The sequence below is a fragment of the Pseudomonas sp. X4 genome (assembly GCF_040784925.1).
Taxonomy (GTDB): Bacteria; Pseudomonadota; Gammaproteobacteria; order Pseudomonadales; family Pseudomonadaceae; genus Aquipseudomonas; species Aquipseudomonas putida_Z.
The window spans coordinates 3,880,489-3,902,216 of record NZ_CP160798.1 but is presented as its reverse complement, the minus strand read 5'-3'; the positions used below and the strand labels follow the sequence as shown (position 1 = coordinate 3,902,216).

Here is a 21,728-nt window from a genome sequence, read left to right as displayed (position 1 = left end):
TGAATTGATCCTGATTCATTAAGCTGGCAAGAATGCAAACGGCTGTACCACACAGTCTACAGCCGCATCATTGATTTCGTGGAATTATTCCAAGGCCCGTGCAGGTACTCCGACCACCGTCATCCCCTCAGCGACATCGGATACGACTGCAGCTCCAGCGCCTACCACCACGTTTGCACCGATGCTGATCAATTGCTTTACGCACGCGCCGATGCCCACCCATGAGCACTGACCTATCGTCACACCACCTGCAAGCCGGGCGCCCGGGCTGATATGGACAGAATCAGCAAGCAAGCAGTCGTGATCAACACTGCAACCCGTGTTCAAAATACCTCCTAGCCCCACGGAGGAGCCGGCATTTAGGACCGCACCGGCAAACACCACGCTTCCAGCTCCAACATTGGCATACCGGCTGACGTAAGCGAGTGGGTGGATAAGGGTAGCCAGCGTAGCCCCCTGTTGGATCAAAGCTGCGAGCTTCGCCTGGCGAATAGCGTTATTGCCGATGGCAACCACGACCCCGTCAAACTCATGAGCGTTCTCGAAAAAATCTTGGCCCGTCCCGACTACATCCCATACACCATTGGAGGTGAGAGAAGGCCAAGCGTCATCAAAGAACAAGACCTCTGTCCAGCCGCAAACCCCCGCCGTATCCGCAACTACCTTTCCGTGCCCACTGGCACCAAGGATGGCAAGTCTTTTCATCACTTGTTGCCCGTGAATTTCGACATAGTGACCTCACCGCTGGCGCTAATGCCGTCTCTTTTTATAACTTTCTTGATGGTCAAAGCGATAATTTTGACATCCAGCCAAAGCGAGCGATTTTCGACATACCAAACGTCCAACTCAAACTTTTCTGGCCAGCCCAGCGCGTTTCGCCCATTAATTTGAGCCCAGCCGGTTACCCCTGGTCGTACTTTATGACGCAAGTATTGCCGCTCGTTGTAGAGTGGCAGATATTCCATCAACAATGGCCTGGGCCCAACAAGACTCATCTCACCTTTGAGCACGTTCCACAGCTCGGGCAGTTCATCGAGACTGCTAGAGCGCAGAAAGCTACCGAATGGCGTCATGCGCTGTGAATCCGGCAATGGCACACCATTGCTGTCGCAGGCATCGCGCATGGTGCGGAATTTGATCATCTCGAATGGTTTGCCACCTAGTCCCGGACGGACCTGGCGGAACAATACCGGCCCACCGAGCCTGCGCTTGATCAACACTGCCACAACCAAGATGACCGGAGACAACACGATCAACCCAATCAATGCCCCGGCGAAGTCAATGACTCTTTTCATCTGCTGGACTCACAAGCCTCGTTGAGGCAACCGGCCAAACTACCTGCAAGCTTGTCGAACCCATGCTCGACTTCAACGTAGCGCCGGCCAGCACGCCCCATTGCAGCCCTATCTTCACTTGGCAACCGGGTCAACCTAGCTACCGCATCGGCCAAAGCCTCCGGGTTACCTGGCTGAACGGTATATCCTGCTCCGGAATCTTCAATCGGGTTGTTACCCGCATCACAGCAAAACAGGACCGGACGCTGCCCAGCCATGAAATCGAACAGCTTGTTCGAACTGATGCCGTACTTGAACACCGGGGCATTGATCAGATTGAACACAAATGCATCCGCTTGCGCCGCAAGTGCCGGAATTTCCCTTTTAGGAACGGGATCTTCGAAGCTGACACGCTTGAGACCAAACTTTTCAGCCATGGTGATCAACTCGGCTTTGCACGGGCCATTACCGATAATCCGAAGGCGGACATTGGACATTTCAGGTCTTTGCTCGATGATTTGCTGCGCACGTAGCACATTGTCCAACCCATTGGCTGGCCCATGCGCACCAAAATACATCAGCGTAAACTCATCTCCCGACACTTTATCCGCTGGGCATGGGAAGTCTTGAAGATCGACACCGTTCGGGATCCAGGCAATTTTTTTCGGATCGATGCCCATGGGTACTATGTATTCGTGTGCCTTGGGAAGCAGTACGACAATGCGTTTAGCGCGCTTGTACAGCCACTTCTCCAGCACTCGAAGCGAGCGGGCAATAAAGCTGTTACGCTCCAGCCGGCCCATGTCGATCAGCGTTTCCGGCCAGAGATCCCGCACTTCGAAAACGAAGGGGACCTTATGGCGCCACGCGAGCACTGCACCGGCTGCCGCTGCAAACGGGTGGACGCTCGAACCGATAATGACATCCGGTTTTTTCAAAGGCGAAAGCTTGCCGGGTTTGATTACCTGCCAAGTGTATTCCAGCATGTTACGCATACGCGCCGTGCCGTTGCCTTTGTATTCCGAGGTTTTAAGCCAGAGGAATGGGACACCGCTGTATAGATCGAGCCTGACTGTTTCTGAATCAGAAAGCCGCTGCCTACCAGACTGGTGCTCCACACTAGCAGCAACAATCGAAGCCTCCCAACCATGTGTTGGCAGATTTTTTGCCAGTTGGTAGTGGCGGGTACCGCCCGCCCCTCCTGGTTCTTGGGCGTAGTGGTTGAGAATCCAGACGTTCTTCATTCAGCAAGGTCCTCGACAAGGCGTCGGATGATCAGCTCTGCTGCATTACCCTCACCGTAAGGTTGTACTGCCTCGCCTTTGCTACCGAGCGCCTGACGAATGGCTGATGCCACTTCCTGTGCAGATTTCGGCGATACCAGCCGATTCCAACCCGATTCAACCAACTCGACCCATTCGGTTTCATCGCGCAGAGTGACACACGGGACGCCGTAGAAGAACGCCTCTTTCTGGACACCGCCAGAATCTGTGGCAATGAGTGCGGCATACTTTTCAAGCTGAACCATGTCCAGGTAACCGACTGGGTCAATGAGGTGTAAGCCCGCTGGCATTTCATCCAGTTGGCCACGCTTCTGCAAAACAGCCCTGGTTCTTGGGTGCACTGGCCAAACAATCGGCAGGTCGGTAGATAAATTGCGAAATGCTTCAACGATCGCGGCAAGACGTGCAGGATCGTCGGTATTTTCGGCCCGATGGACGGTTGCCAATACGAAACCGGCTTCCTCTAGACCCAGCTTGGCCATAATCCGACCGCTTGCATCGACACGTTCACCATGGAACTTCGCGACGTCGTACATCACATCGCCCACCGCGATAATGCTGGCCGCATCGACACCCTCCGATTTCAAGTGCTCCGCTGCTGTAACAGTGGGGGTAAACATCCAGCGAGATACCCGGTCAGTCAGGATCCGGTTCACTTCCTCAGGCATGACCATATTGAAGGAACGTAGGCCTGCCTCTACATGGGCGACAGGGATATGCAACTTAACGGCAGCCAACGCGCCCGCGAGTGTAGAGTTGGTATCACCGTAGACAAGCACGACATCGGGGCGCTCCTGAAGCAGTACTTTTTCGATCTCAATGAGCATCCTGCCGGTCATGTCACCGTGACCGCCACCATGAATGTCAAGCTGATAAGCTGGTGCACTCATGCCCAATTCTTCAAAGAAAACATCGGACATGTTTGAATCAAAGTGTTGACCTGTGTGAACGACAACCTCGTCCACCCCGGAAAGCGTGGAGATAACATGGCTTACCACACTTGCCTTGATGAATTGGGGGCGTGCGCCGATAACAGTTAGAACCTTCATGAAAATCAGCCTTTTAGCAAATCAGTATAGAATTGGCTTAGCTTTTTAGCCTCTACGCCCCAGTTGTATTTCTCAAGTACGGCCAGCTGGCCATGGCGCCCCATTCTTTCCGCCTCAACTGGATTAGCCACAAGATAGTCGATGCAGTTTGAAATTTTCTGAGGATCCAAAGGATCTACACAAATTCCGCATTTACTAGAGTCAATGATATCTCTCCAAAGAGGGAAATCGGATGCGATGACTGGTAGACCTACAGCCATGTACTCAAACATTTTCACCGGCAACGAGTCCAGGTAGTTCGGTGTCGGATGTAGTGTCACAAGACCAGCCATCGAATTATCAAGCAGATGTTTAACACCTTGGCGATCCAGCCAACCGAGAAAATCTACCTTGCCCCAGCCGCGCTCGCTCTTTATCGATGACTCGAAGTTACTATCTGCAAAAACACCACCGATTACAAGCCGTATATCAGCCGAAGCCAACTCAACACCTTGAACTATCTGCCGAATGCCGCGAATTTCCTCTAGACCGCCAATATAAACGACTTGAGGCTGCTTATCTGACCATTCAACTTGCCTAACCACCAGTTCATCAACGATTGGATAGTTATTAATATCAATAGAACGAGCACCAAGGGAGCGAAACTTGTCACGTATGTATGGAGTGGCCGCCAATACCGCATCCAACTTCCGGCACGCCCACGCCTCATAGAATGCAAAAACCTTCGAAATAAAAACCCGCACATACTTATTTAAATATGACTTTCCAAGTATCTGCTTGGGAACATCTTCATGGGCGTCAAAAATCACAGTCTTCCCACAAGCCTTCAGCTTTAGCCCGACAGGAATGAGTTCCGGATCATGAAGGTGGTAGAGATCAGCAGCCAAGGCTACAGCTCGTCGATGAAGGGCCTTGGTGGTTTTAAAAATTCTGTTAATCCGCCCGTTCAGTTTTCCAACATCAACAAACGAAACACCATCCTTAACTTCATCGCCTTTACCGTCAGCGACGACAAAATAGACATCATGTCCTTCCTTCGCTAGCGTTCGGCATTGCTTTTGAAAAATCCGTACATCGTATCTGGAATGAACTGACGACAAATGAACTATCTTGGCCACGTTATGCCCCCCATTCAAGAATACACATTGATGCGACGCCCCAGCATCCGCTGAACGATGCCCTGTGCCTTTTTCATGAGGTTTTTACGTGAATCCCAATTATCAAAATCTGTATAGTTATTAACTTTTGCCGCCATCAACTCTTCAAACTCTACGGCTGTGATCCGCATTTTTTTGCAAAAATACTCAATATCTGTTTGCAATTCAGCAGGATCATAAAGTGGCTCCGCCAATTTCTCGAGAGCTTCCTCTCGAGTCATTTGCCCCGAAAGAACCATGCTAGAGTAATGCAACTTGCGTTTATCATAACCAAATTTCGTTGGAAGGTAGTAATTCTGGAATAGTTTGGTAAAAATAGACTCACCATGCTTGTGAGCATATGAACGATAGCCAATAGCCTCTTGCAGATAAAGCTCAGCCTTACGCTTGTCGTAATCCATGTAATTCAGCGGACGCACGGTACGCATCCCTTTGACAAATGGATACCAAATATAATATTCGCCAAAACTGATAGTCTTGTAGTCCTGAAGCTTACGCTCACCATATCTTTTATGGATGGCCTTCAGATTAATTGCATCCATAGCACTTCCGTGCCAACTATCAGGAAATACCGATTCGGTTGCGAGATTACCGCCACTCAGAATGTACTTGATGTCATTTTTTACAGCAAAGTGATACATGTTCGAAAAATACGCATGATCTTGCGGAACATCTTGATTGGCGACTGCTGCGCGCATATATGCCAACTGCAAGTCGCGCATCTCCTCCCAGTTCATTACATGCGTATGCAAATCATAACCACAGTATTTAATTACTTTTTCAATATTGCTAACCGCCAACTCACTATTCCAACCTGCATCAACATGCACAACCAAAGGACGCAAGCCGAAATCTTTGACCTTGACAGCTAAATATGAGCTATCAACCCCACCACTGAGCCCAATAATACAATCATACTCTTTGCCGGCGCCCTCTTTTTTTATCTTCTCAATAATAGGCTGCAGGCGCTTTTCCCCATCCCCCCCTGAAAAAAGCTGATGCGACTGGAGATTATCGAACTTATGGCAGTGATTGCACACTCCCGCGTCATCAAACACGATTTCAGCGTCAGACGTATCCATGACACAGCGCGAACAGACCTTTACCACTCTCCACCTCCTAAAACGTTTTCATCGGTCTGTCTGACGGGGACACCCTGCAACAGACGTAGCATGTATGACATTCAAAACAGCGTAGAGCCTGCAAAGCCATAGGCTACAGGATAAACTGCCTTTCAAAACTTCAATTTTCTTACCCAGCGCTCAACACGTTAATGTCTGGATAACTGATCAATACGGCGCGGTGTTTGCCGTGAAACACAAATAGGCTACCTGCGGCAACAGCCGAAACTCCGGTACGATCAAACAGATCAATCAAGTCCGCAGTGGAACCAGCACCGCCACAAGCGATGACTGGAACGTGTACTTGGGATACAACGCTTTCCACCAGCGATATATCGAAGCCTTTCTGCGTACCGTCGCGATCGACCGAGTTCAGGAAAATTTCTCCAACCCCCGCAGCCTCGAGTTCCTGGGCCCATTCGACCGGTTGGCGCTTGGTATCTTTGGTACCATTTTCCGAATATACCGAATAGCCGCCCCAAAAGCCTTTACGGCAATCCATGGATCCTACGACGCTTTGCGAGCCAAACTTGTCAGCAATTTGACGAATAAGAGATAGGTCGTCCAGCGCAGCCGTATTGATAGCGATTTTTTCGATGCCAAGAGAAAATACTTTTTCGGCATGCTCAAGCGACTTGATGCCACCGCCATAGCAAATGGGCATGAAGCACTCACCGGCTACTTCAGTAATCAGTTCGTAGTTGGGCTCACGATTTAGCCTGGATGCCTCAATGTCGAGCAACACCAACTCATCGACTTCTTTTTCATTGAAAATTCGAATAGCATTAACTGGATCCCCGACATACTTGGGCTCCTTGAACTTCACAGTTTTGACCAGACCACGGTCCTTGAGCAACAAGCAGGGAATGACTCGCCTCCTGACCATTAGATCAACTCCACAAAGTTCTTGAATAGCTGCATACCAAACTTATGACTTTTTTCTGGATGAAACTGGAAGCCGAAAATATTATCTTTGACCACCGCAGCGGTAAACTGCTGGTCATAGTTGGCGGTTAGCAGGGTATTTTCTGCATGCCGGGGCAGCATGTAATAACTATGGACAAAATAGAAGCGACTAGCCTGATCGATTCCCGTCAAGATTGGATGTTGCAACTGAGGATTGACTTCATTCCAGCCCATGTGCGGAACTTTGCGCCCATCTCGCTTCTCGAAGCGAACAATGTCCATGTCGATCCAGCCAAGACCAGGTTCGTTACCCTCTTCCGAGCCATTGCCCAGCATCTGGCTGCCCAGGCAAACACCCATTACCGGCTTGTGCTTGTTCAAAACCTGCTCGTTCAACACCTCTATCAGGCCACTGTTTCGCAGTGTCTGCATGCCCGCATCGAAAGCGCCCACCCCTGGCAGAATGAGCTTGTCCGCCTGCTCGATATCCTCACGACTGTTCGATGCCTTGGCTTTGGCGCCCACTCGCTTCAGCATGTTCAATACCGAAGCAATGTTCCCCACACCATAATCAACTACAACGATCACTTGGCATCTCCCTTGGTGCAGTAGAAGGACATCCAGAAATAAATGAAATACATGATTGCATAGCCAATGGAGTAGAGCCACAGCACCGAATCGACGGTGTCCGGAAGGGTGAAGCAGGCAACAGTCAAGCCGAGCAGCGTCAACTGCCACACCAGGTCCAGATTCTGCCGCTGCGCGATATAGATTGTGTAGCTGAGGGGGCTGACGACGAAGCGCATGTAGAACAGCGGTATCATCAATACGGCATAGCGCCCCGACTCGGCCCACTCGTCGCCAAATATGAAGCCGAACACCCATTCGCCCACGAACCAGAACGCCACGAACGGGGGAAGCGCCAGTACGGCCAGTAGCTTGAATGTCTTGATGAAAATGCTGCGACAGCTTCCTTTATCCCTATAGTCCCGGGCAGCCTGCTCCTTGAATACATCAAGCACCGAGGCAGCCAGCAAGGAGATGGGGGCGCCCATGATTTTCAAGGTCAAGGCAAACCAGCCTGCGCTTTCTCCGCCGAACTTTGCCGCCAACAGCACCACTGGGATCTGACTGGCAATCGTATTGATCAAATCAGCAGGCAACGAAAATTTCGGGAAGTTTATGTACTTCACCGCGCTTTGTCTCACCATGCTCCATGACGCTGTGGCACTGGCACTGATCAGCGGTTTGCCAACCCAGATCGCCGCAAGAGCCGTGGCTACCATGACACCGAACAACTGCCCGTAAACAAGCCCCGCTACTCCTCCGACCAGATAAGCAGCCGAAACCTGGGCGATAGCGATGCAAGCAGCAAGACTGACTCGCGCCCCTCCCAAACGATTAAACGATTGTTGGTAGGTAAGGAGCGACAATACCAACTTGTTTGCGCCCAACCCCAATGAAACGGCTGTGAGCCCCAACCAATAGTCACTCACTACCGATGGAAGGGCGTCCAGCAGAGGCGCAACCAGGACGAGGCCACTAGCAACCAATATCGAGATAGAGACAATGAGTAGCACTACGAGCTTGATTACGGCATGAAATTCATCTTTATCCTTTGTGGAAAAGATTGCCAACTCATATCGCCCAGTCACCACTACCGCAAAAATGGTAGCGAACGAAAGCCAAGCACTGAATGCGCCCATCTCAGCAGGGGAATAAAGACGAACTAGCAGCAGGGTAACGCCTATGGTGATCAATTGAGCACCGAGGGTACCCACCAGCACTCGCGCCACACGGCTGATGAAAATAGCGCTCATCGCTTCACACCCTAAAATATCTAGAACGGGAGGATGACAAGCACACAGGATCGCAGAGCCTGCAAATCCCTGCGCTCACCAGACCCACATTGGCAAACGCCAGTATCAACAGGTTTAAATACCGCCCGGCATCGACAGATTTGTTCGGCGCGTCCATATGCTCATGAAGAAAAAACACGCAATTGATGCCCCCCCACAAGATAAAGGTGCTGTAGGCGAATACCACAACAGACTTCGGTAAGGCTGATCCGTCGATCCGAGCAAATATAGGCATCCGTCAGCTCGTCAAAGCAGCGCAGATTGCATCAATGGAGGCCTTGTCCAAGTAGGGATGCATCGGCAAACTCATCACACGGGTGGCAACCTTGTCACCGACCGGTAGCAACACTTGCTCGTCCGCTACAGCAGGTTGCTTGTTGAGCGGAATCGGGTAATGCACCGCAGTCGGTACACCAGCAGCTTGCAGTCGCTTCTGAACTGCATCCCGATCGTCCACCTGCACGGTATATTGCGCATAGGCACTTATGTTACCAGCCTCTATGTAAGGCGTAGAGTCGACCCCAGCCTCCTTGAGCGCAACGTCATACCAACCCGCCACTTGCTGACGCAGACCAATCTCTTCTTCGAAAATCTCAAGTTTGGGCAGGAGAATGGCTGCCTGCAGGGTGTCCAGCCGGCTGTTTACCCCCACACGGATGTGGTGATAACGACGATCCTGGCCATGCCGTGCTATCTGACGAATCACGGTCGCTAGGGCCTCATCATTGGTAAAGATTGCGCCGCCATCGCCATAGCAGCCCAAAGGCTTGCTCGGGAAGAAGCTGGTACAGGCCACAGTTGTAAGGTTGCACGAGCGCTTGTCTTTGTAGGAGGCACCAAAACTCTGCGCTGCGTCCTCAATCACAGGAATGCCATGTTTGGCCGCAATCGCGTTGATCGCATCGTAATCGGCACATTGACCATACAGCGAAACCGGGATGATCGCCTTGGTACGCGGAGTAATCGCCGCTTCGAGCAACTGGGGATCAAGATTGTAGGTGCGCGGGTCGATATCCACATAGACCGGCTTTGCACCCAACAGCGCGACAGTTTCGGCAGTGGCAATGTAGGTAAAGCCTGGGGTAATCACCTCGTCACCCGGGCCGATACCCAGTGCCATCTGCACAATTTGCAGAGCATCAGTGCCATTGGCGCAAGTGATGCAGTACTTCGCACCGACGAAAGCAGCCAGGCGTTCCTCCAACTCAGCCACTTCAGGGCCGAGGATGTACTGGCCATGGCTCAGAACACGCTGGATGCCGGCATCGATCTTGTCTTTGATGCGTGCCTGCTGGCTTTTCAGGTCAATGAATTCAATCATGCTCAAACATCCATCTTGTTCAGTTGTTTGCCGTTCAGGACGTAGCGCGCCCCGGTGTGCGAGCAGGTGGCTTCGCCTTGCTCGTTCAATTGCAGCTGTTCGCCAAACTCACTCATCCAACCGATCTGCCGAGCAGGCACACCGACCATGAGTGCATAGGCAGGCACATCCTTGTTGATGACCGCGCCAGCGCCTACAAAAGCGTACTCGCCAATGGTTACGCCGCAGACGATCGTGCAGTTGGCCCCGAGCGTCGCGCCTTTCTTGACCAGAGTGTCACGATACTGGTCCTTTCGCTCGATCAGGGACCGTGGATTGTAGACGTTGGTGAAGACCATGCTAGGACCACAGAAAACACCCTCTTCCAGCGTCACGTTGTCGTAGACCGATACGTTGTTCTGCACCTTGCAGTGGTCACCGATAACGACCTTGTTGCCCACGAACACGTTCTGACCAAGCGAAACGCCAGCGCCGATCCGAGCGCCCCCACACACATGGACAAAGTGCCAAATGCGGGATTTTTCCCCGATCTGTGCTCCTTCGTCGACGATGGCACTTGGATGCTGATAGTAATTCATGGCTTCAGACTCACGTTGGACTGAGGTTGATCAAAAGCTCGCTGCAATTGCTGCGCCGCATAGTGGCCATAACGGCTAGCCCCCACTTCATTGAGGTGATGGCTGTCACGGTAGATCAGCAACCCTTGCTCGTAGGGCGCAGCAGCAAAGAAGCTACTGCTGGAAAAATCTAGAAACCGCACTCCCGGGGTGCGGTCGACAATCACCTTGACCTGCTGGTTAGCAGCCTGCCATTCACGATTGAGCGTGAGTGGCGCCGGCAACCCCAATTCGGTGAACCGCCTTACCCGCTGGACATCTGTCTCGAACATCGGCACTTGGGCAAGCACGACTACATTTTTGTGGGCCCCGGCCGTTTCGCTCAGAAAGTCAGTCAGCGCCTTGGTAAATGCCTGGCTCTGCATCTGGTATTGCCACATACCAGCAACGATTACTCGGTCTACCTGCGGCAGCGCTCTCGCTACCGCTGCAATCTGGTCACGACATGGTTTCTGCGCCCAGGTGGGCAGGCGCTCGACATCGAAACCGGGGATAGGAACACAACTGCTGGCCGTGAGCACCCGGTATGCAACGCCCTGCTCATTGCCCACCTGATCGAAAAAGTGATTCAGTTGAGCAGCATGACTATCGCCTATGACCAGGGCAGCGACATCAGCGTCTGCCTTGCCTCGCTTGCAACTGCCTACCTGGGTACCGTGGCAAATCGTTTCTGGCGCCGCGTAGCGGGTCAGTTCTACAGGTAGAGGGTCAACTAGCGATGCATTGATACGCACCGCACCCCACGCTACCAGCACAACCACCATTGCAGCCGTCGCCCACTTAGGGATTTGGCGTACCAAGCCTGTTGCGTTCCTGACTGGTGTTTCTATGAATCGGAAGGACAGCCAAGCCAATGCCACAGAGGCAATCGCAAAAAACAGCAACCAGGTGATCGTCAATTCATACTGCCCGGTGTAATACCGAATCAACGCCAACACTGGCCAGTGCCAGAGGTAAAGCGAGTAGGAAATTCCACCAACCCAGACCATTGGCGAGGCAGCGAGCAATGTACTCACAGGGCCGCGGCGAGCAGCAATGATCATCCCTGCCCCAAGGCAAGGCACGATCGCCCAGAAGCCCGGAAATTGCTGCTTTTCAATTGCCAGTAGAGCCCACCCCAACAGCAGCGCACCCGTTATGCCCAACGCACTGGCGAGTGTCTGAGACAACTCTCTCTGCCGCATCAGCAACGCAACAACAGCGCCGACCATGAATTCTGGCGCGCGTGCCAGCAGCGAAAAATACATTTCGTCTCGTTGCCCGCCGAGGGTTCGGTAGCCAACCCAGGCAAACGCCGCAATGGCCAGCAATGCAAAAGCAGGGAGCCGCCAACGCGCGGGGAGGCAGATAACCATGATCGGGAAGAACAGGTAGAACTGCATTTCGATGGCAAGCGACCAGGTATGCAGAAGCGGCAACTCATCGGCCCGCGGCGCGAAATAACTACCAAAGTGGGCAAAGTAATGGTTACTGGTAAACCATGCGGAAGATTTCAGGCTATCGAAAAAGAAGGCGAAATCGTCCGGCACGAAAAGTACCGCTGACAGCGCCGCGACTACAACCAGCATCGAGAAATATGCAGGAACAATGCGTTTGACCCGGCTTGCATAAAAGGCAGCAAGATCAACCTTGCCGCTGCGCTCGGTCAGCAATGCTGTGATGATAAAACCTGAAATAACAAAAAAAACATCGACGCCTACGTAACCGGCTTTCAACCAGCTGCCATTGGCGTGATAGAGCAAAACCGCCAGCACCGCGACCGCGCGCAAGCCTTGAACATCCAGGCGGATGCTACGCTCAACACGTTTTGCACCTGCATCGTTCGGCTTATTGAAATTATCGTTCGACACGCTGACTGGCGACCCTGCAAAAAATAAAAAAGGGGTGGCGGCAAGCCACCCGTATTGCTATCTGCTTTTAACGCGAAAGCGCCAGAACAAAAGGGTGCCCCTCATTGTCCGCCGCCGCAACAACCGGGGCGCTACGAATGGTGTTCACGGTTTCAACACAGTGCCGCGCATCCTCGATACCGTAACCACGGCCAGCAAGGATCTCTTCATAGCTGGTGGTGTGCAGATCGGTGAAGCCTTCGGAGAACTCCATTTCCTCACCATTGACGGTGATCGAACGGTAGGTTGGCTTCTTGCCCTTCACCGACTCTGGCAGGTCATTGGCATCAACCGACAGGAACCAGCGTACACGTGCTTTCTCGTACTCCAGGTAACCGGCGGCCTTGTGCTCGGAGGTGAAGTGCACAACGTTGCGCTGCAGCTTGCCGAAGATGAAGTGCAGCATGTCGTAGAAGTGCACGCCGATATTGGTGGCCACACCAAACGACTTGCGTGGGTCACCCTTCCAGCTTTGCAGGTACCATTTGCCGCGCGAGGTGATGTAGGTCAGATCGACTTCATACTTGTGCGGGTTGTTTTCGCGGGCAACCTTGTCCTTCAGGGCAAGGATTGCCTGGTGATGGCGCAGTTGCAGGATGTTGTACAGGCGCTTGCCGGTTTCCTGCTCGACCAGGGCCAACTCGTCCAGTTGCTGCGGGGTCGGGACCAGCGGCTTTTCGCAGATCACGTCACAACCCAGGCGCAGGCCTGCGGCAATGTGCGGGTGGTGCAGGTAGTTGGGCGAGCAGATCGCAACGTAGTCCAGGGCAGTAGCCGGGTTACGCTTCAAGCCATGGGCGTGGTCGAGGAAGAACTCGAACTCGGTGAAGAACTCGCTCTGCGGCGAGATACTGTCGATGATACCTACCGAGTCATTGATGTCGTACGCAGAGACCAGGCGGTTGCCGGTGTCCTTGATGGCGCGCATGTGGCGAGGGGCGATATAGCCTGCAGCACCGATGAGAGCAAAGTTTTTCATGAGGCTTCCTTTGAAGACGAATGAATCCGCCTGCCCTTGAGGGCCAGGCGGATCAATTTGCTGGCGACGCCGATCAGGCCTTGATGACGTGCGCGGTCGGCGTGCGGTACTTGCCGCGGCTGTCGACAATCAGCTTGGCCTTGGCTTCGATCAGGGCATAGTCGAACTTGTCGTGATCGGTGGCCAGTACCACAGCGTCGAAGCTTGCCAGGTTCTCAGCGGTGAGCGGCTCGCTGCTCAGCTCGAAGTGGTGCTCGCGCATCTTCGGGAACACCGGCACGTGCGGGTCGCTGTAGGCAACCACGCCACCCTTGGCTTCGATCAGCTCCATGATTTCGACGGATGGCGACTCGCGCATGTCGTCAACGTTCTTCTTGTAGGCGATACCCAGAACCAGCACACGGCTGCCCTTGAGTGCCTTGCCGGCATCGTTCAGGCCATCCATCAGCTTGCCCAGCACGTACTCAGGCATGGCCTGGTTGACTTCACCGGAAAGCTCGATGAAACGGGTGTGCAGGCCGTACTCACGCGCCTTCCAGGTCAGGTAGAAGGGGTCGATCGGAATGCAGTGGCCGCCCAGGCCCGGGCCAGGGTAGTAAGGAGTGAAGCCGAAAGGCTTGGTCGCCGCGGCATCGACCACTTCGAAAATGTCGATACCCATGCGGTCAGCGACAATTTTCATTTCGTTGACCAGGCCGATGTTCACCGCACGGTGAATGTTCTCCAGCAACTTGGTCATTTCAGCAGCTTTGGTGGAGCTTACTGGTACGACCTGATCGATAGCCTGCTCGTACAGGGCGATACCCACTTCCAGGCAATTTGGGGTGTGACCACCAATGACCTTGGGAATGGTGCGGGTTTCGAAGTTCGGGTTGCCCGGGTCTTCACGCTCTGGCGAATAGACCAGGTAGATGTTCTCGCCAACTACCAGGCCGCCTTCCTGCACACGTGGCAGCAGTTCTTCTTCGGTGGTACCTGGGTAGGTGGTGCTTTCCAGCGAAACCACCTGGCCTGCACGCAGGTAAGGCTTGATGGCGTCGGTGGTGTTGATCACGAAGCTCATGTCGGGCTCGCGATATTTGTTCAGCGGGGTGGGCACGCACAGGATCAGTGCATCGCACTCGCTGGCACGCTTGAAGTCGACGGTAGCCTCAAAGCCGGTTTCACGTGCCTTGCTGATATTGGCAGCCGGGATGTGTTCAATGTAGCTCTGGCCGGCATTGAGTTTATCGACTTTCGATTGATCGATATCAATACCCAGCACATTAAAACCAATGGCGTTATAACGCAGCATCAGCGGCAACCCGACATAACCGAGGCCCACGATACCAATCAAGGCCTGCCGGCTTTTGAACTTCTCTACCACCGCATTCATATCTGTCATGCTTCCCAACTCACCTTGAATTTACCTGCCCGTTTCCACGGCTGAACAACGGGTTATTGAACCTTCTTCGATTCATTCGTCAGTCGAGTGAATCCATTCGGCGACAGCGCGCATTACACACGCTGTCGAGCAAAAAACGCCCACTTACATTTGCCCGGGGAGCGACCCGGTGGCTGCCACCAATGAGATGCGTCACAATGATATGCGGTTAGGCTTCGCCAATCCATCGGAGTTTTCCTGAGACATGTAACCGCCAAAGTGCCACCAAAACAACATCATACAATTGAGGGCTCAAGCTTGCGCATCACCCAGCCTGGCGTGGTTCTGCCCTGTCAATTCGTCGGGTATGACGCGATGTGCCGAACCCTCGATTTCAAGAACTCGTTGCTGCCTCGCATGGTCCTTGAAAGCACCTCGCAGCACTGCAGCGACTGTTCCGAGCAACAGGCCGCCGATAAATGCAATTAGCACGATGAGTGCTTTGCGCGGCTTCAAAGGCTTGTTGGAGAGCACCGCACGCTGATCGATATTCACCAGGTGCAGCCCCTCCAACTGGGTATCGATGGCTTGCAAGCGCGCACGCTCCACGCGAAGCGCTTCGACCCCTTCCAAGAACGCCGCTTCGCTCGCCCGGGCCTTGATTGCCTGGACTTTGCGGTTGGTCGAAAGCAGGATAAGTTCTTTGCGGATCTGACCGATTCTAGGCTCGACAAAGTCATCTGAGGTACGTTTGCGCAATGCAGCGCGCTCAGCCTCAAGCACTTCGGTGCCCATGAAGTACAGCGGCACCGGCCTACCGTTTACCTCGGTACGAATGATATTGCCATTTGTCGCGCTTTCATCAGCCATCAATGAAGGTGTCGAAGGTTTTTTCAAACCGAGGCTTCGCGCAACACTGATAGCCTCATCAAGCTCGGCCAGGCGCGCCTCGCGCTGCAATTTCAACTGAACGCGCAAAGCCTTGAGCTCATCATTGAGTTGCGCACGCTTGATCGCATCTGCCTCTTCGAGACGGGCGATACTGCTTTCATTCCCTGCCTCATATTCCGACACCGCGGAATTGAGCTTTTTGTCCACCTCTGCCAAGCGGTTGGCCAAAATAATCTGCATATCCTTGGATAGCTGGCTACGCTCGCGCTCAATGGCATAGTCGACAAAATCGTTGAGGATGGCCGCACCATTTACGCCTTTTTCATAGCGCATTTTCAATCCGATAAAATCGCTCAACAGATCGTTTTTTTTCGGGTCAGCCAAGACTACGCTGAGCGCATCTCGGTTGAAGTCTTCAAATGCCTGCTCGACGCTTTGCCCTTCATCCTGAAAAGCATCGATCAGATCTGGCCTGGAACGAAAGAAGTCGAGCCTAGCGTTATAAGAGTCCAGCGTCGCACCGACTCTCTTGAGTGCTGCCTCTGGCGGCAAAGAATAGATTTTTGTTCGATTCAAAGCGTCCAGCTGGTTGAGGGCGACAGGCCTTAAACTCGTTGACGCCTCATATACAGGCGTAATGTTGTAGGCGACTGCGGCACCGACAAGCGCACAGACGCCCCCAACAGCAACAATTAGCAAACGCCTACGCCAGATTGTGCGCAGAACGTTGAAAAGATCGATTTCGCCTGAAGCGGCCATGGAGGGGGAACGCACAACGCTATTCACATTACTTCCCTGTCTAAAACGGGGTTAACCAAGACAGGCAGGGCAGATCAGCGTGTCGTGCTCGCTCTTCCAGCTTTCCATGTCATCGGCGACGAAAGGCTATTGTTGCACCTTCCGCAAGCGACAACAACGCTTGAGGATGCGTTGCGATCAGGGAAGTTCCCTTCCGTTCGTCGCCTTGCGCCTACACCATATGTCCCGCCCCAGGGCAACCAACACACCAAGCCCTACCCCTACCAACGCCGATAGCAACATGATGATGGCTTTTCGCGGCTTGATCGGTTTGTCAGGCTGGGAAACGGCGCCATCCTGCTGGTACATCGCAACGAGGGATGGGTCGACCTTCAACGTGCGCAAGAAGCTCAGCTTTTCCTGCTTTTCACGCAAATTCCGGATGAACGGGTCGTCCGATGAGCGCGCTTCCAGGTTGGCGATTTCTGCCTCCAGCGCCTTGGTACCGCGCATGTAGGTAAGAGCCCCATTCATACCGGCAGACACTTCCTTGGACAGCGTCTCGGAAATGATCGGCGGCTTTTCCAGGCCAATCGACCGCGCTACGCGCAACGCCTCCTTGAGTTGGGCAATCTGGTCCACACGCTGATTGCTGGCAGTGGCTCGCGCAGCCTTGATTTGCTGATCAAGGTTGTCAGCCATGATCGATATATCACTGCGGGTACCGCTCAACAACTCGTTCTTTGCTCGCTCCGCAGCCAACTCGGCGTAATTCGACACCCAGGTCGCCGCAAGGCGCGGGTCTTCCAGGTTCGCCGTCAGCACATAACGATCCGGCATGTCTTTGCTAGCCACGGCCACTTTCAACATGCCGTTGAACTGAGCATACAAGGCATCACGAGAACCGCCCCGCTCTTCTTCGGTCAGCATGGGCAGGAAGGCGCTGCGAAAGAATTTGTCTCGTACTGCTTCAGACTGAAGGGACTTGAGGTAAATGCTGTACACATCCTTGGCACTCAGTGGCGCCAGGCCCGTTCCCTCACCACGACCGTAGTTCAGCTGGGCAATCTCGCTCTGGGAGGGGGGCTGAATATAGAGCTTCGCCTCATATACCGGCGAAACCAGCATCACATAAGCCAACCCCAAAGCAATCACCGGTACCGCAACCAGCCCCACCCAGACCTTCTGGCGCCAAACACCCTGCACAAGCTCAATCAGGTCAATCTCGTCACTACCACTCAGGCGCTCGCGTTCATTGCGCATTTAGTCTTTTTTTCCTTGGGTCTGTCTGATTGCATCATCTTGGGGCACGCTTCCGACCTAAGCGACTCAATACCCTTCGAATCAAGCGTAGCGGCTATTTGCCACTCTTTCCGCCACGCTTCTAACATTACTTCCAAGCAGTAGTAGAAAGACCCGCCTCGCAAAAGTTCCTCACTTTCTGACAGACATCAACCTTCCCGCCAGAAGGTCATTTCGCGACTGTGACACACACCTCACTCCCTGACTGTGCGAGCCTTTCGCGTAGCGCAGCCGCAAGCGCCTGCTTCGCCCTTTGCTCGCCATGCACCAACACTATCTGCCGAGCATTACAGCCGTGCGCGAACGCCACCAAATGCACCTGATCCGCATGCCCTGAGTAGCCACCCAGTGTCATCACCTTCGCCCGGATCTCATACATCTGCCCATCCAGATCAATCTGCACAAACCCTTCTGCCCCTTCACTCGCCTGTATCACCGCGCCCGGCGTACCCTTGGCCTGGTAACCGACAAACATCACCTCATGTCGCGAATCCCCCAGCATGGCCTTCAGGTAATTGACGATGCGCCCACCCGAGCACATGCCATTGCCAGCAATCACGATCGCCGGCCGCCCGGTGCTCTTCAGGTAATTGACCACCTGCTGGTGGCGGGCGTGAGTGTCCACGCTGATCAGCTGACTGAAACCCAACGGGTCGCGCCCTTCGGCAAGGCGCGCCCGGGCTTCGGCATTCCAGTAGTCGTGCAGTTCCCGATATACACCGGTAATGCGCTGGGCCAGGGGCGAGTCGAGGATGATGGGCAATTGCGACCAGTCGAGCGGGTCGCCATCGGGGGCCGGGCCGGCCTTGTTCAGCAAGGCCTTGCGATGAAGAATGCTTTCGAGTTCGTACAGCAACTCCTGGGTACGGCCGAGGCTGAACGCCGGAATGAGCAGCGTGCCCTGGTCAGCCAGGGCGCGGTCGATGGCCGCTTCCAGCCGCTGCTGACGGTCGCCTGCAGGCGGGTGCAGGCGGTCGCCGTAGGTGCTTTCCAGTACCAGTACATCGGCCCGTTCCGGGGGTTGCACTGGGCGCAGCAAGGGGTTGCCACAGGCGCCGAGGTCACCGGAGAAAACGTAGCGGGTGCTGGCTTGCGCGAACTGCACATCGCATTCGACATAGGCCGAACCCAGCAGATGCCCGGCGCGTTGCAGGCGAATGCGACAGGTGAGCCCTGGTTGCTCGACCAGGGTGTGCCACTGCTCGAAAGGCAGGGGCACGATCAGGTCGCGAATGAACTCCAGGTACCTTGCCACTTGGGCGGGCTCGCTGCTGATGCTCAGCTTGTAGGCGTCTTCCAGCAACAGTGGCAGCAGCCGGGCGGACGGCTCGCTGCACAGGATGGGGCCACGGTAGCCGGCAGCCAGCAGTGCCGGAATGCGACCTACATGGTCGAGATGCACATGGGTGATGACCAGGGCCTGGATGCCCTGCACGCCGAAACCGAGTGGTGCCGATGCTGCGCCTGGCGCGGCCTCGGCGCCCTGCTCCAGGCCGCAGTCGATCAGCAGACTGGTGGACGGGTCGAGGTGCAGTTGATGGCAGGAACCGGTGACGCCGCGGGTGCCACCATGATGGGAAAGGACGGGATATTCCATGCTGCGCACACTCGCCAGGGCCGAAAATGAAGTGCGTTATTACTCCATGACGGCCGGCGCAGGCATAGGTGACACTTTCCCAAACGGATGTAGGAAATGCCCTTAGTTACCACTCAATGCTGCCTGGCGGGCAGAAGCCTTGATCTTGCGCTTGCTGCGCTGCACGCCGTAGGCACCCAACAGCGGACCGACTGCCAGGCCAATGACCAGGGCGGCCAGAACCAGCACAGCGACCGGCATGGCCGGGGCAGCCCAACCGAACAGGACCAACGAGACGGTTTGCTGGTTCTCCAGCACGAAGAACAGCACCACAGCCGCCAACAGCAGCACGAACACCGCCGCCAGGGCGCGCTTGAGGTTACGCATCAGATTGCTCCTTGTGGAATCAGGTGTGGGCCTCATGCTCTTCTTCATTGACCCGGTCGCGCAACTCTTTGCCGGGCTTGAAGTGCGGCACGAACTTGCCTTCGAGGCTGACCGACTGGCCGGTCTTCGGGTTACGGCCTACGCGAGGGGCGCGATAGTGCAGCGAGAAGCTGCCAAAACCGCGGATCTCGATGCGATCGCCGGTGGCAAGGCATTGTGACATCTGCTCAAGCATGGTCTTGATGGCCAGCTCCACGTCCTTGGACGAGAGCAGCCCCTGATGGGTGACAATACGTTCGATCAGCTCCGACTTCGTCATATTTTTCCCTTCGTTATCAAGCAGCTAGATCATTGCTTAACCAGTTTGTAGCACGCTGGGAGGGATTTGAACAGGGTGGTTCTTGACTTAATAAAAAAATTCAAGATTGAAGTTTTACAGGAATGGTCTAGCTGGCGGCGCCTGGCAGGCCCGGCCTCATCGCCGGCAAGCCAGCTCCCACAGGGATAGTGCAGGCTTTTGGAAATCGGGCTTGGGTCGCCGGCCCTGCTGAGATGCTGCCTGCTTCGAAGCCAGGTACCGGCCTGTTGAGAGCAGGCTTTTCGCGACACAGGGCCGCTTCACAAGGGGATCGTGCAAGTACCGGCAACATGGGCCGGTCCACCGCCCCGCATGGACATCACCTGTCTTGAGACCAGCACAGCCCATGTGGGAGCGGGCGCGCCCGCGAACACCGGCATAGCCGGTGCCATCCATCGCGTCGCCTGCTTCGCGGGCATGCCCGCTCCCACAGGGGATCGCGCCAGTTTCTGGAGAGTTGGGCACACCGTTATACCACTGAGGCAGCACATGCATTGAAGGCTACACCACCTTCTGGGTGAAAGTGGGCACACCAGCTGCTGGAGCCCGGACGCCTATGCCAATTGCTGCCGGGAGCCCGCTCGGGAAAAGCGTTTGCGCATCGCCAAGGCAGGCTTCTCTACCAGCCCCCACGACACATACCCCGCCAACCAGGACGCCGGCACGGCCGCCAACATCAGCCAGTAAGGCCCAGCCCATGGCATCGCCCACGCCAACACTTGCTGGATCGGAAATGCATACAGGTAGATACCGTACGAGTAATCCTCCACAAACGAAGGAAGCTTCAACTGCGGGCAATAAGCTACGTACAACGTGCCGTATATCGTCAGAACGGCAAACGCAAACACCTCAAGGCGCCCACCCTTGGCCAACAAGAACAACGCAACAAAGGCAAACAACAGCCAGCCGGTATACGGGATCACCGCCCGGTACGAATAGAACACCGCCCCTGCTAGGAAGCACACCACCAGCTTGAACGGGTACTCCGCAAAGGCTGGATGCAGGGTGTGCAACCCCAGGGCAACCACCAACGCGGCAAGCGTCAACCCTGTCATCGGCCACCGGCAAACCTTGGCCACCAGCACCAATAGCCACAGCACCACGTACATGCGCATTTCCAATGGGATGGTCCACAGGCTGCCATTGACCGAAGCCCCATAGGGGCGCGGGGTAAAGCTCACCCCAGGCAACAGGAACTGGGCATCCTTGAAAACCAGCAATGGGCTATAGACGTACCTGTAAACCTGACGCTGGGAAAGATACTCACCAAGCGGCAGCGAGGTAATGACAGGCCCCAGCACAAAGGCCATGAGCAGCAGACACACAAGCAAGCCAGGCAAGATCCGCAATGCGCGGGCCAGGTAGAAATCCCGGGTGCTATTTTTTTCACCACTGGCCGCGATCAGGAAACCGCTGACCATGAAGAATACTTCCACGCCCAGGCTATGAATGGGCACCGGCATACCCAGCAGCAGCCCAGGGTCGGTGCAACTCAGGCACTCCAGATAGGAGAGCGCAAAGGAATGCCCCACCACGACGGCAGTTGCCGCCAGCAGCCTGATGATCAGGAAATTGTTATCGCGCCCGCGACCTTCCATGACGTCGCCAAACATCAACATCGCACAATCCCCCGACATGGCCTTCTTTCAGCATAAAAA

20 protein-coding genes are annotated in these 21,728 nt (G+C 54.5%); all 20 read right to left on the bottom strand.

The window, feature by feature from the left end; all coding sequences use genetic code 11:
- Nucleotides 1-84: 84 nt before the first annotated feature.
- The 20 genes from ABX298_RS17415 to ABX298_RS17320 all read right to left on the bottom strand — a co-directional run bounded on the left by ABX298_RS17415 (nt 85) and on the right by ABX298_RS17320 (nt 21,683).
- Nucleotides 85-705 (bottom strand): acetyltransferase, encoded by a 621-nt coding sequence (locus tag ABX298_RS17415; protein WP_367393384.1) that lies wholly within the window; start codon nt 703-705, stop codon nt 85-87.
- Complete coding sequence (locus ABX298_RS17410) at nt 705-1,295, bottom strand: sugar transferase (RefSeq protein ID WP_196188391.1); 591 nt, start codon at nt 1,293-1,295, stop codon at nt 705-707. The genes ABX298_RS17415 and ABX298_RS17410 overlap by 1 nt, the downstream gene beginning before the upstream one ends.
- Nucleotides 1,292-2,518 (bottom strand): glycosyltransferase family 4 protein, encoded by a 1,227-nt coding sequence (locus tag ABX298_RS17405; RefSeq protein WP_367393383.1) that lies wholly within the window; start codon nt 2,516-2,518, stop codon nt 1,292-1,294. Before ABX298_RS17405 ends, ABX298_RS17410 begins: the two co-directional genes overlap by 4 nt.
- Nucleotides 2,515-3,606 carry a non-hydrolyzing UDP-N-acetylglucosamine 2-epimerase gene (gene wecB, locus ABX298_RS17400; protein ID WP_367393382.1) on the bottom strand — a complete coding sequence of 364 codons (1,092 nt, stop codon included), beginning with the start codon at nt 3,604-3,606 and terminating at the stop codon, nt 2,515-2,517. The genes ABX298_RS17405 and wecB overlap by 4 nt, the downstream gene beginning before the upstream one ends.
- 5 nt (nt 3,607-3,611) lie before the next feature.
- Complete coding sequence (locus ABX298_RS17395) at nt 3,612-4,724, bottom strand: glycosyltransferase family 4 protein (RefSeq protein ID WP_367393381.1); 1,113 nt, start codon at nt 4,722-4,724, stop codon at nt 3,612-3,614.
- Between the two features lie 14 nt (nt 4,725-4,738).
- Complete coding sequence (locus ABX298_RS17390) at nt 4,739-5,872, bottom strand: N-acetyl sugar amidotransferase (protein WP_367393380.1); 1,134 nt, start codon at nt 5,870-5,872, stop codon at nt 4,739-4,741.
- Nucleotides 5,873-6,014: 142 nt separating this feature from the next.
- The gene (locus ABX298_RS17385) at nt 6,015-6,770 is read right to left on the bottom strand and encodes an AglZ/HisF2 family acetamidino modification protein (protein WP_367393379.1); all 756 of its coding nucleotides are present in this window, start codon (nt 6,768-6,770) and stop codon (nt 6,015-6,017) included.
- On the bottom strand, nt 6,770-7,378 hold the full coding sequence (gene hisH, locus ABX298_RS17380) for an imidazole glycerol phosphate synthase subunit HisH (protein WP_367393378.1): 609 nt from the start codon (nt 7,376-7,378) through the stop codon (nt 6,770-6,772). Before hisH ends, ABX298_RS17385 begins: the two co-directional genes overlap by 1 nt.
- The gene (locus ABX298_RS17375) at nt 7,375-8,610 is read right to left on the bottom strand and encodes an oligosaccharide flippase family protein (protein WP_367393377.1); all 1,236 of its coding nucleotides are present in this window, start codon (nt 8,608-8,610) and stop codon (nt 7,375-7,377) included. The genes hisH and ABX298_RS17375 overlap by 4 nt, the downstream gene beginning before the upstream one ends.
- Before the next feature lie 277 nt (nt 8,611-8,887).
- Entirely contained in the window at nt 8,888-9,970 is a 1,083-nt protein-coding gene (locus tag ABX298_RS17370) for a DegT/DnrJ/EryC1/StrS family aminotransferase (protein WP_367393376.1), read from the bottom strand.
- A gap of 2 nt (nt 9,971-9,972) precedes the next feature.
- Complete coding sequence (gene wbpD / locus ABX298_RS17365) at nt 9,973-10,548, bottom strand: UDP-2-acetamido-3-amino-2,3-dideoxy-D-glucuronate N-acetyltransferase (RefSeq protein WP_367393375.1); 576 nt, start codon at nt 10,546-10,548, stop codon at nt 9,973-9,975.
- Complete coding sequence (locus tag ABX298_RS17360; RefSeq protein ID WP_367393374.1) at nt 10,545-12,437, bottom strand: acyltransferase family protein; 1,893 nt, start codon at nt 12,435-12,437, stop codon at nt 10,545-10,547. The genes wbpD and ABX298_RS17360 overlap by 4 nt, the downstream gene beginning before the upstream one ends.
- 67 nt (nt 12,438-12,504) lie before the next feature.
- Nucleotides 12,505-13,455, bottom strand: coding sequence for a UDP-N-acetyl-2-amino-2-deoxy-D-glucuronate oxidase (gene wbpB, locus ABX298_RS17355; protein WP_003260857.1), 951 nt, complete (start codon nt 13,453-13,455; stop codon nt 12,505-12,507).
- A 73-nt stretch (nt 13,456-13,528) separates the two neighbouring features.
- Nucleotides 13,529-14,839 carry a UDP-N-acetyl-D-glucosamine 6-dehydrogenase gene (gene wbpA, locus ABX298_RS17350; RefSeq protein WP_286919575.1) on the bottom strand — a complete coding sequence of 437 codons (1,311 nt, stop codon included), beginning with the start codon at nt 14,837-14,839 and terminating at the stop codon, nt 13,529-13,531.
- A 291-nt stretch (nt 14,840-15,130) separates the two neighbouring features.
- Complete coding sequence (locus ABX298_RS17345) at nt 15,131-16,495, bottom strand: Wzz/FepE/Etk N-terminal domain-containing protein (RefSeq protein ID WP_367393373.1); 1,365 nt, start codon at nt 16,493-16,495, stop codon at nt 15,131-15,133.
- A gap of 150 nt (nt 16,496-16,645) precedes the next feature.
- Nucleotides 16,646-17,710, bottom strand: coding sequence for an LPS O-antigen chain length determinant protein WzzB (locus ABX298_RS17340; RefSeq protein ID WP_367393372.1), 1,065 nt, complete (start codon nt 17,708-17,710; stop codon nt 16,646-16,648).
- A gap of 208 nt (nt 17,711-17,918) precedes the next feature.
- The gene (locus ABX298_RS17335; RefSeq protein ID WP_367393371.1) at nt 17,919-19,346 is read right to left on the bottom strand and encodes an MBL fold metallo-hydrolase RNA specificity domain-containing protein; all 1,428 of its coding nucleotides are present in this window, start codon (nt 19,344-19,346) and stop codon (nt 17,919-17,921) included.
- 102 nt (nt 19,347-19,448) lie between these two features.
- Complete coding sequence (locus ABX298_RS17330) at nt 19,449-19,712, bottom strand: lipopolysaccharide assembly protein LapA domain-containing protein (protein WP_046615541.1); 264 nt, start codon at nt 19,710-19,712, stop codon at nt 19,449-19,451.
- 19 nt (nt 19,713-19,731) lie between these two features.
- On the bottom strand, nt 19,732-20,031 hold the full coding sequence (ihfB, locus tag ABX298_RS17325) for an integration host factor subunit beta (protein WP_013971456.1): 300 nt from the start codon (nt 20,029-20,031) through the stop codon (nt 19,732-19,734).
- 593 nt (nt 20,032-20,624) lie between these two features.
- Nucleotides 20,625-21,683, bottom strand: a complete 1,059-nt coding sequence (locus ABX298_RS17320; protein ID WP_367393370.1) for an acyltransferase family protein — start codon at nt 21,681-21,683, stop codon at nt 20,625-20,627.
- Nucleotides 21,684-21,728 lie beyond the last annotated feature (45 nt).

What these genes read in the sequence shown, in the direction of transcription:
- ABX298_RS17415 (WP_367393384.1), bottom strand. Translation starts at nt 705, where the DNA reads ATGAAAAGACTTGCCATCCTTGGTGCCAGTGGGCACGGAAAGGTAGTT.
- ABX298_RS17370 (WP_367393376.1), bottom strand. Translation starts at nt 9,970, where the DNA reads ATGATTGAATTCATTGACCTGAAAAGCCAGCAGGCACGCATCAAAGAC.
- ihfB (WP_013971456.1), bottom strand. Translation starts at nt 20,031, where the DNA reads ATGACGAAGTCGGAGCTGATCGAACGTATTGTCACCCATCAGGGGCTG.
- ABX298_RS17375 (WP_367393377.1), bottom strand. Translation starts at nt 8,610, where the DNA reads ATGAGCGCTATTTTCATCAGCCGTGTGGCGCGAGTGCTGGTGGGTACC.
- wbpA (WP_286919575.1), bottom strand. Translation starts at nt 14,839, where the DNA reads ATGACAGATATGAATGCGGTGGTAGAGAAGTTCAAAAGCCGGCAGGCC.
- ABX298_RS17330 (WP_046615541.1), bottom strand. Translation starts at nt 19,712, where the DNA reads ATGCGTAACCTCAAGCGCGCCCTGGCGGCGGTGTTCGTGCTGCTGTTG.
- wbpB (WP_003260857.1), bottom strand. Translation starts at nt 13,455, where the DNA reads ATGAAAAACTTTGCTCTCATCGGTGCTGCAGGCTATATCGCCCCTCGC.
- ABX298_RS17405 (WP_367393383.1), bottom strand. Translation starts at nt 2,518, where the DNA reads ATGAAGAACGTCTGGATTCTCAACCACTACGCCCAAGAACCAGGAGGG.
- wbpD (WP_367393375.1), bottom strand. Translation starts at nt 10,548, where the DNA reads ATGAATTACTATCAGCATCCAAGTGCCATCGTCGACGAAGGAGCACAG.
- wecB (WP_367393382.1), bottom strand. Translation starts at nt 3,606, where the DNA reads ATGAAGGTTCTAACTGTTATCGGCGCACGCCCCCAATTCATCAAGGCA.
- ABX298_RS17340 (WP_367393372.1), bottom strand. Translation starts at nt 17,710, where the DNA reads ATGCGCAATGAACGCGAGCGCCTGAGTGGTAGTGACGAGATTGACCTG.
- ABX298_RS17335 (WP_367393371.1), bottom strand. Translation starts at nt 19,346, where the DNA reads ATGGAATATCCCGTCCTTTCCCATCATGGTGGCACCCGCGGCGTCACC.
- ABX298_RS17385 (WP_367393379.1), bottom strand. Translation starts at nt 6,770, where the DNA reads ATGGTCAGGAGGCGAGTCATTCCCTGCTTGTTGCTCAAGGACCGTGGT.
- ABX298_RS17320 (WP_367393370.1), bottom strand. Translation starts at nt 21,683, where the DNA reads ATGTTTGGCGACGTCATGGAAGGTCGCGGGCGCGATAACAATTTCCTG.
- ABX298_RS17410 (WP_196188391.1), bottom strand. Translation starts at nt 1,295, where the DNA reads ATGAAAAGAGTCATTGACTTCGCCGGGGCATTGATTGGGTTGATCGTG.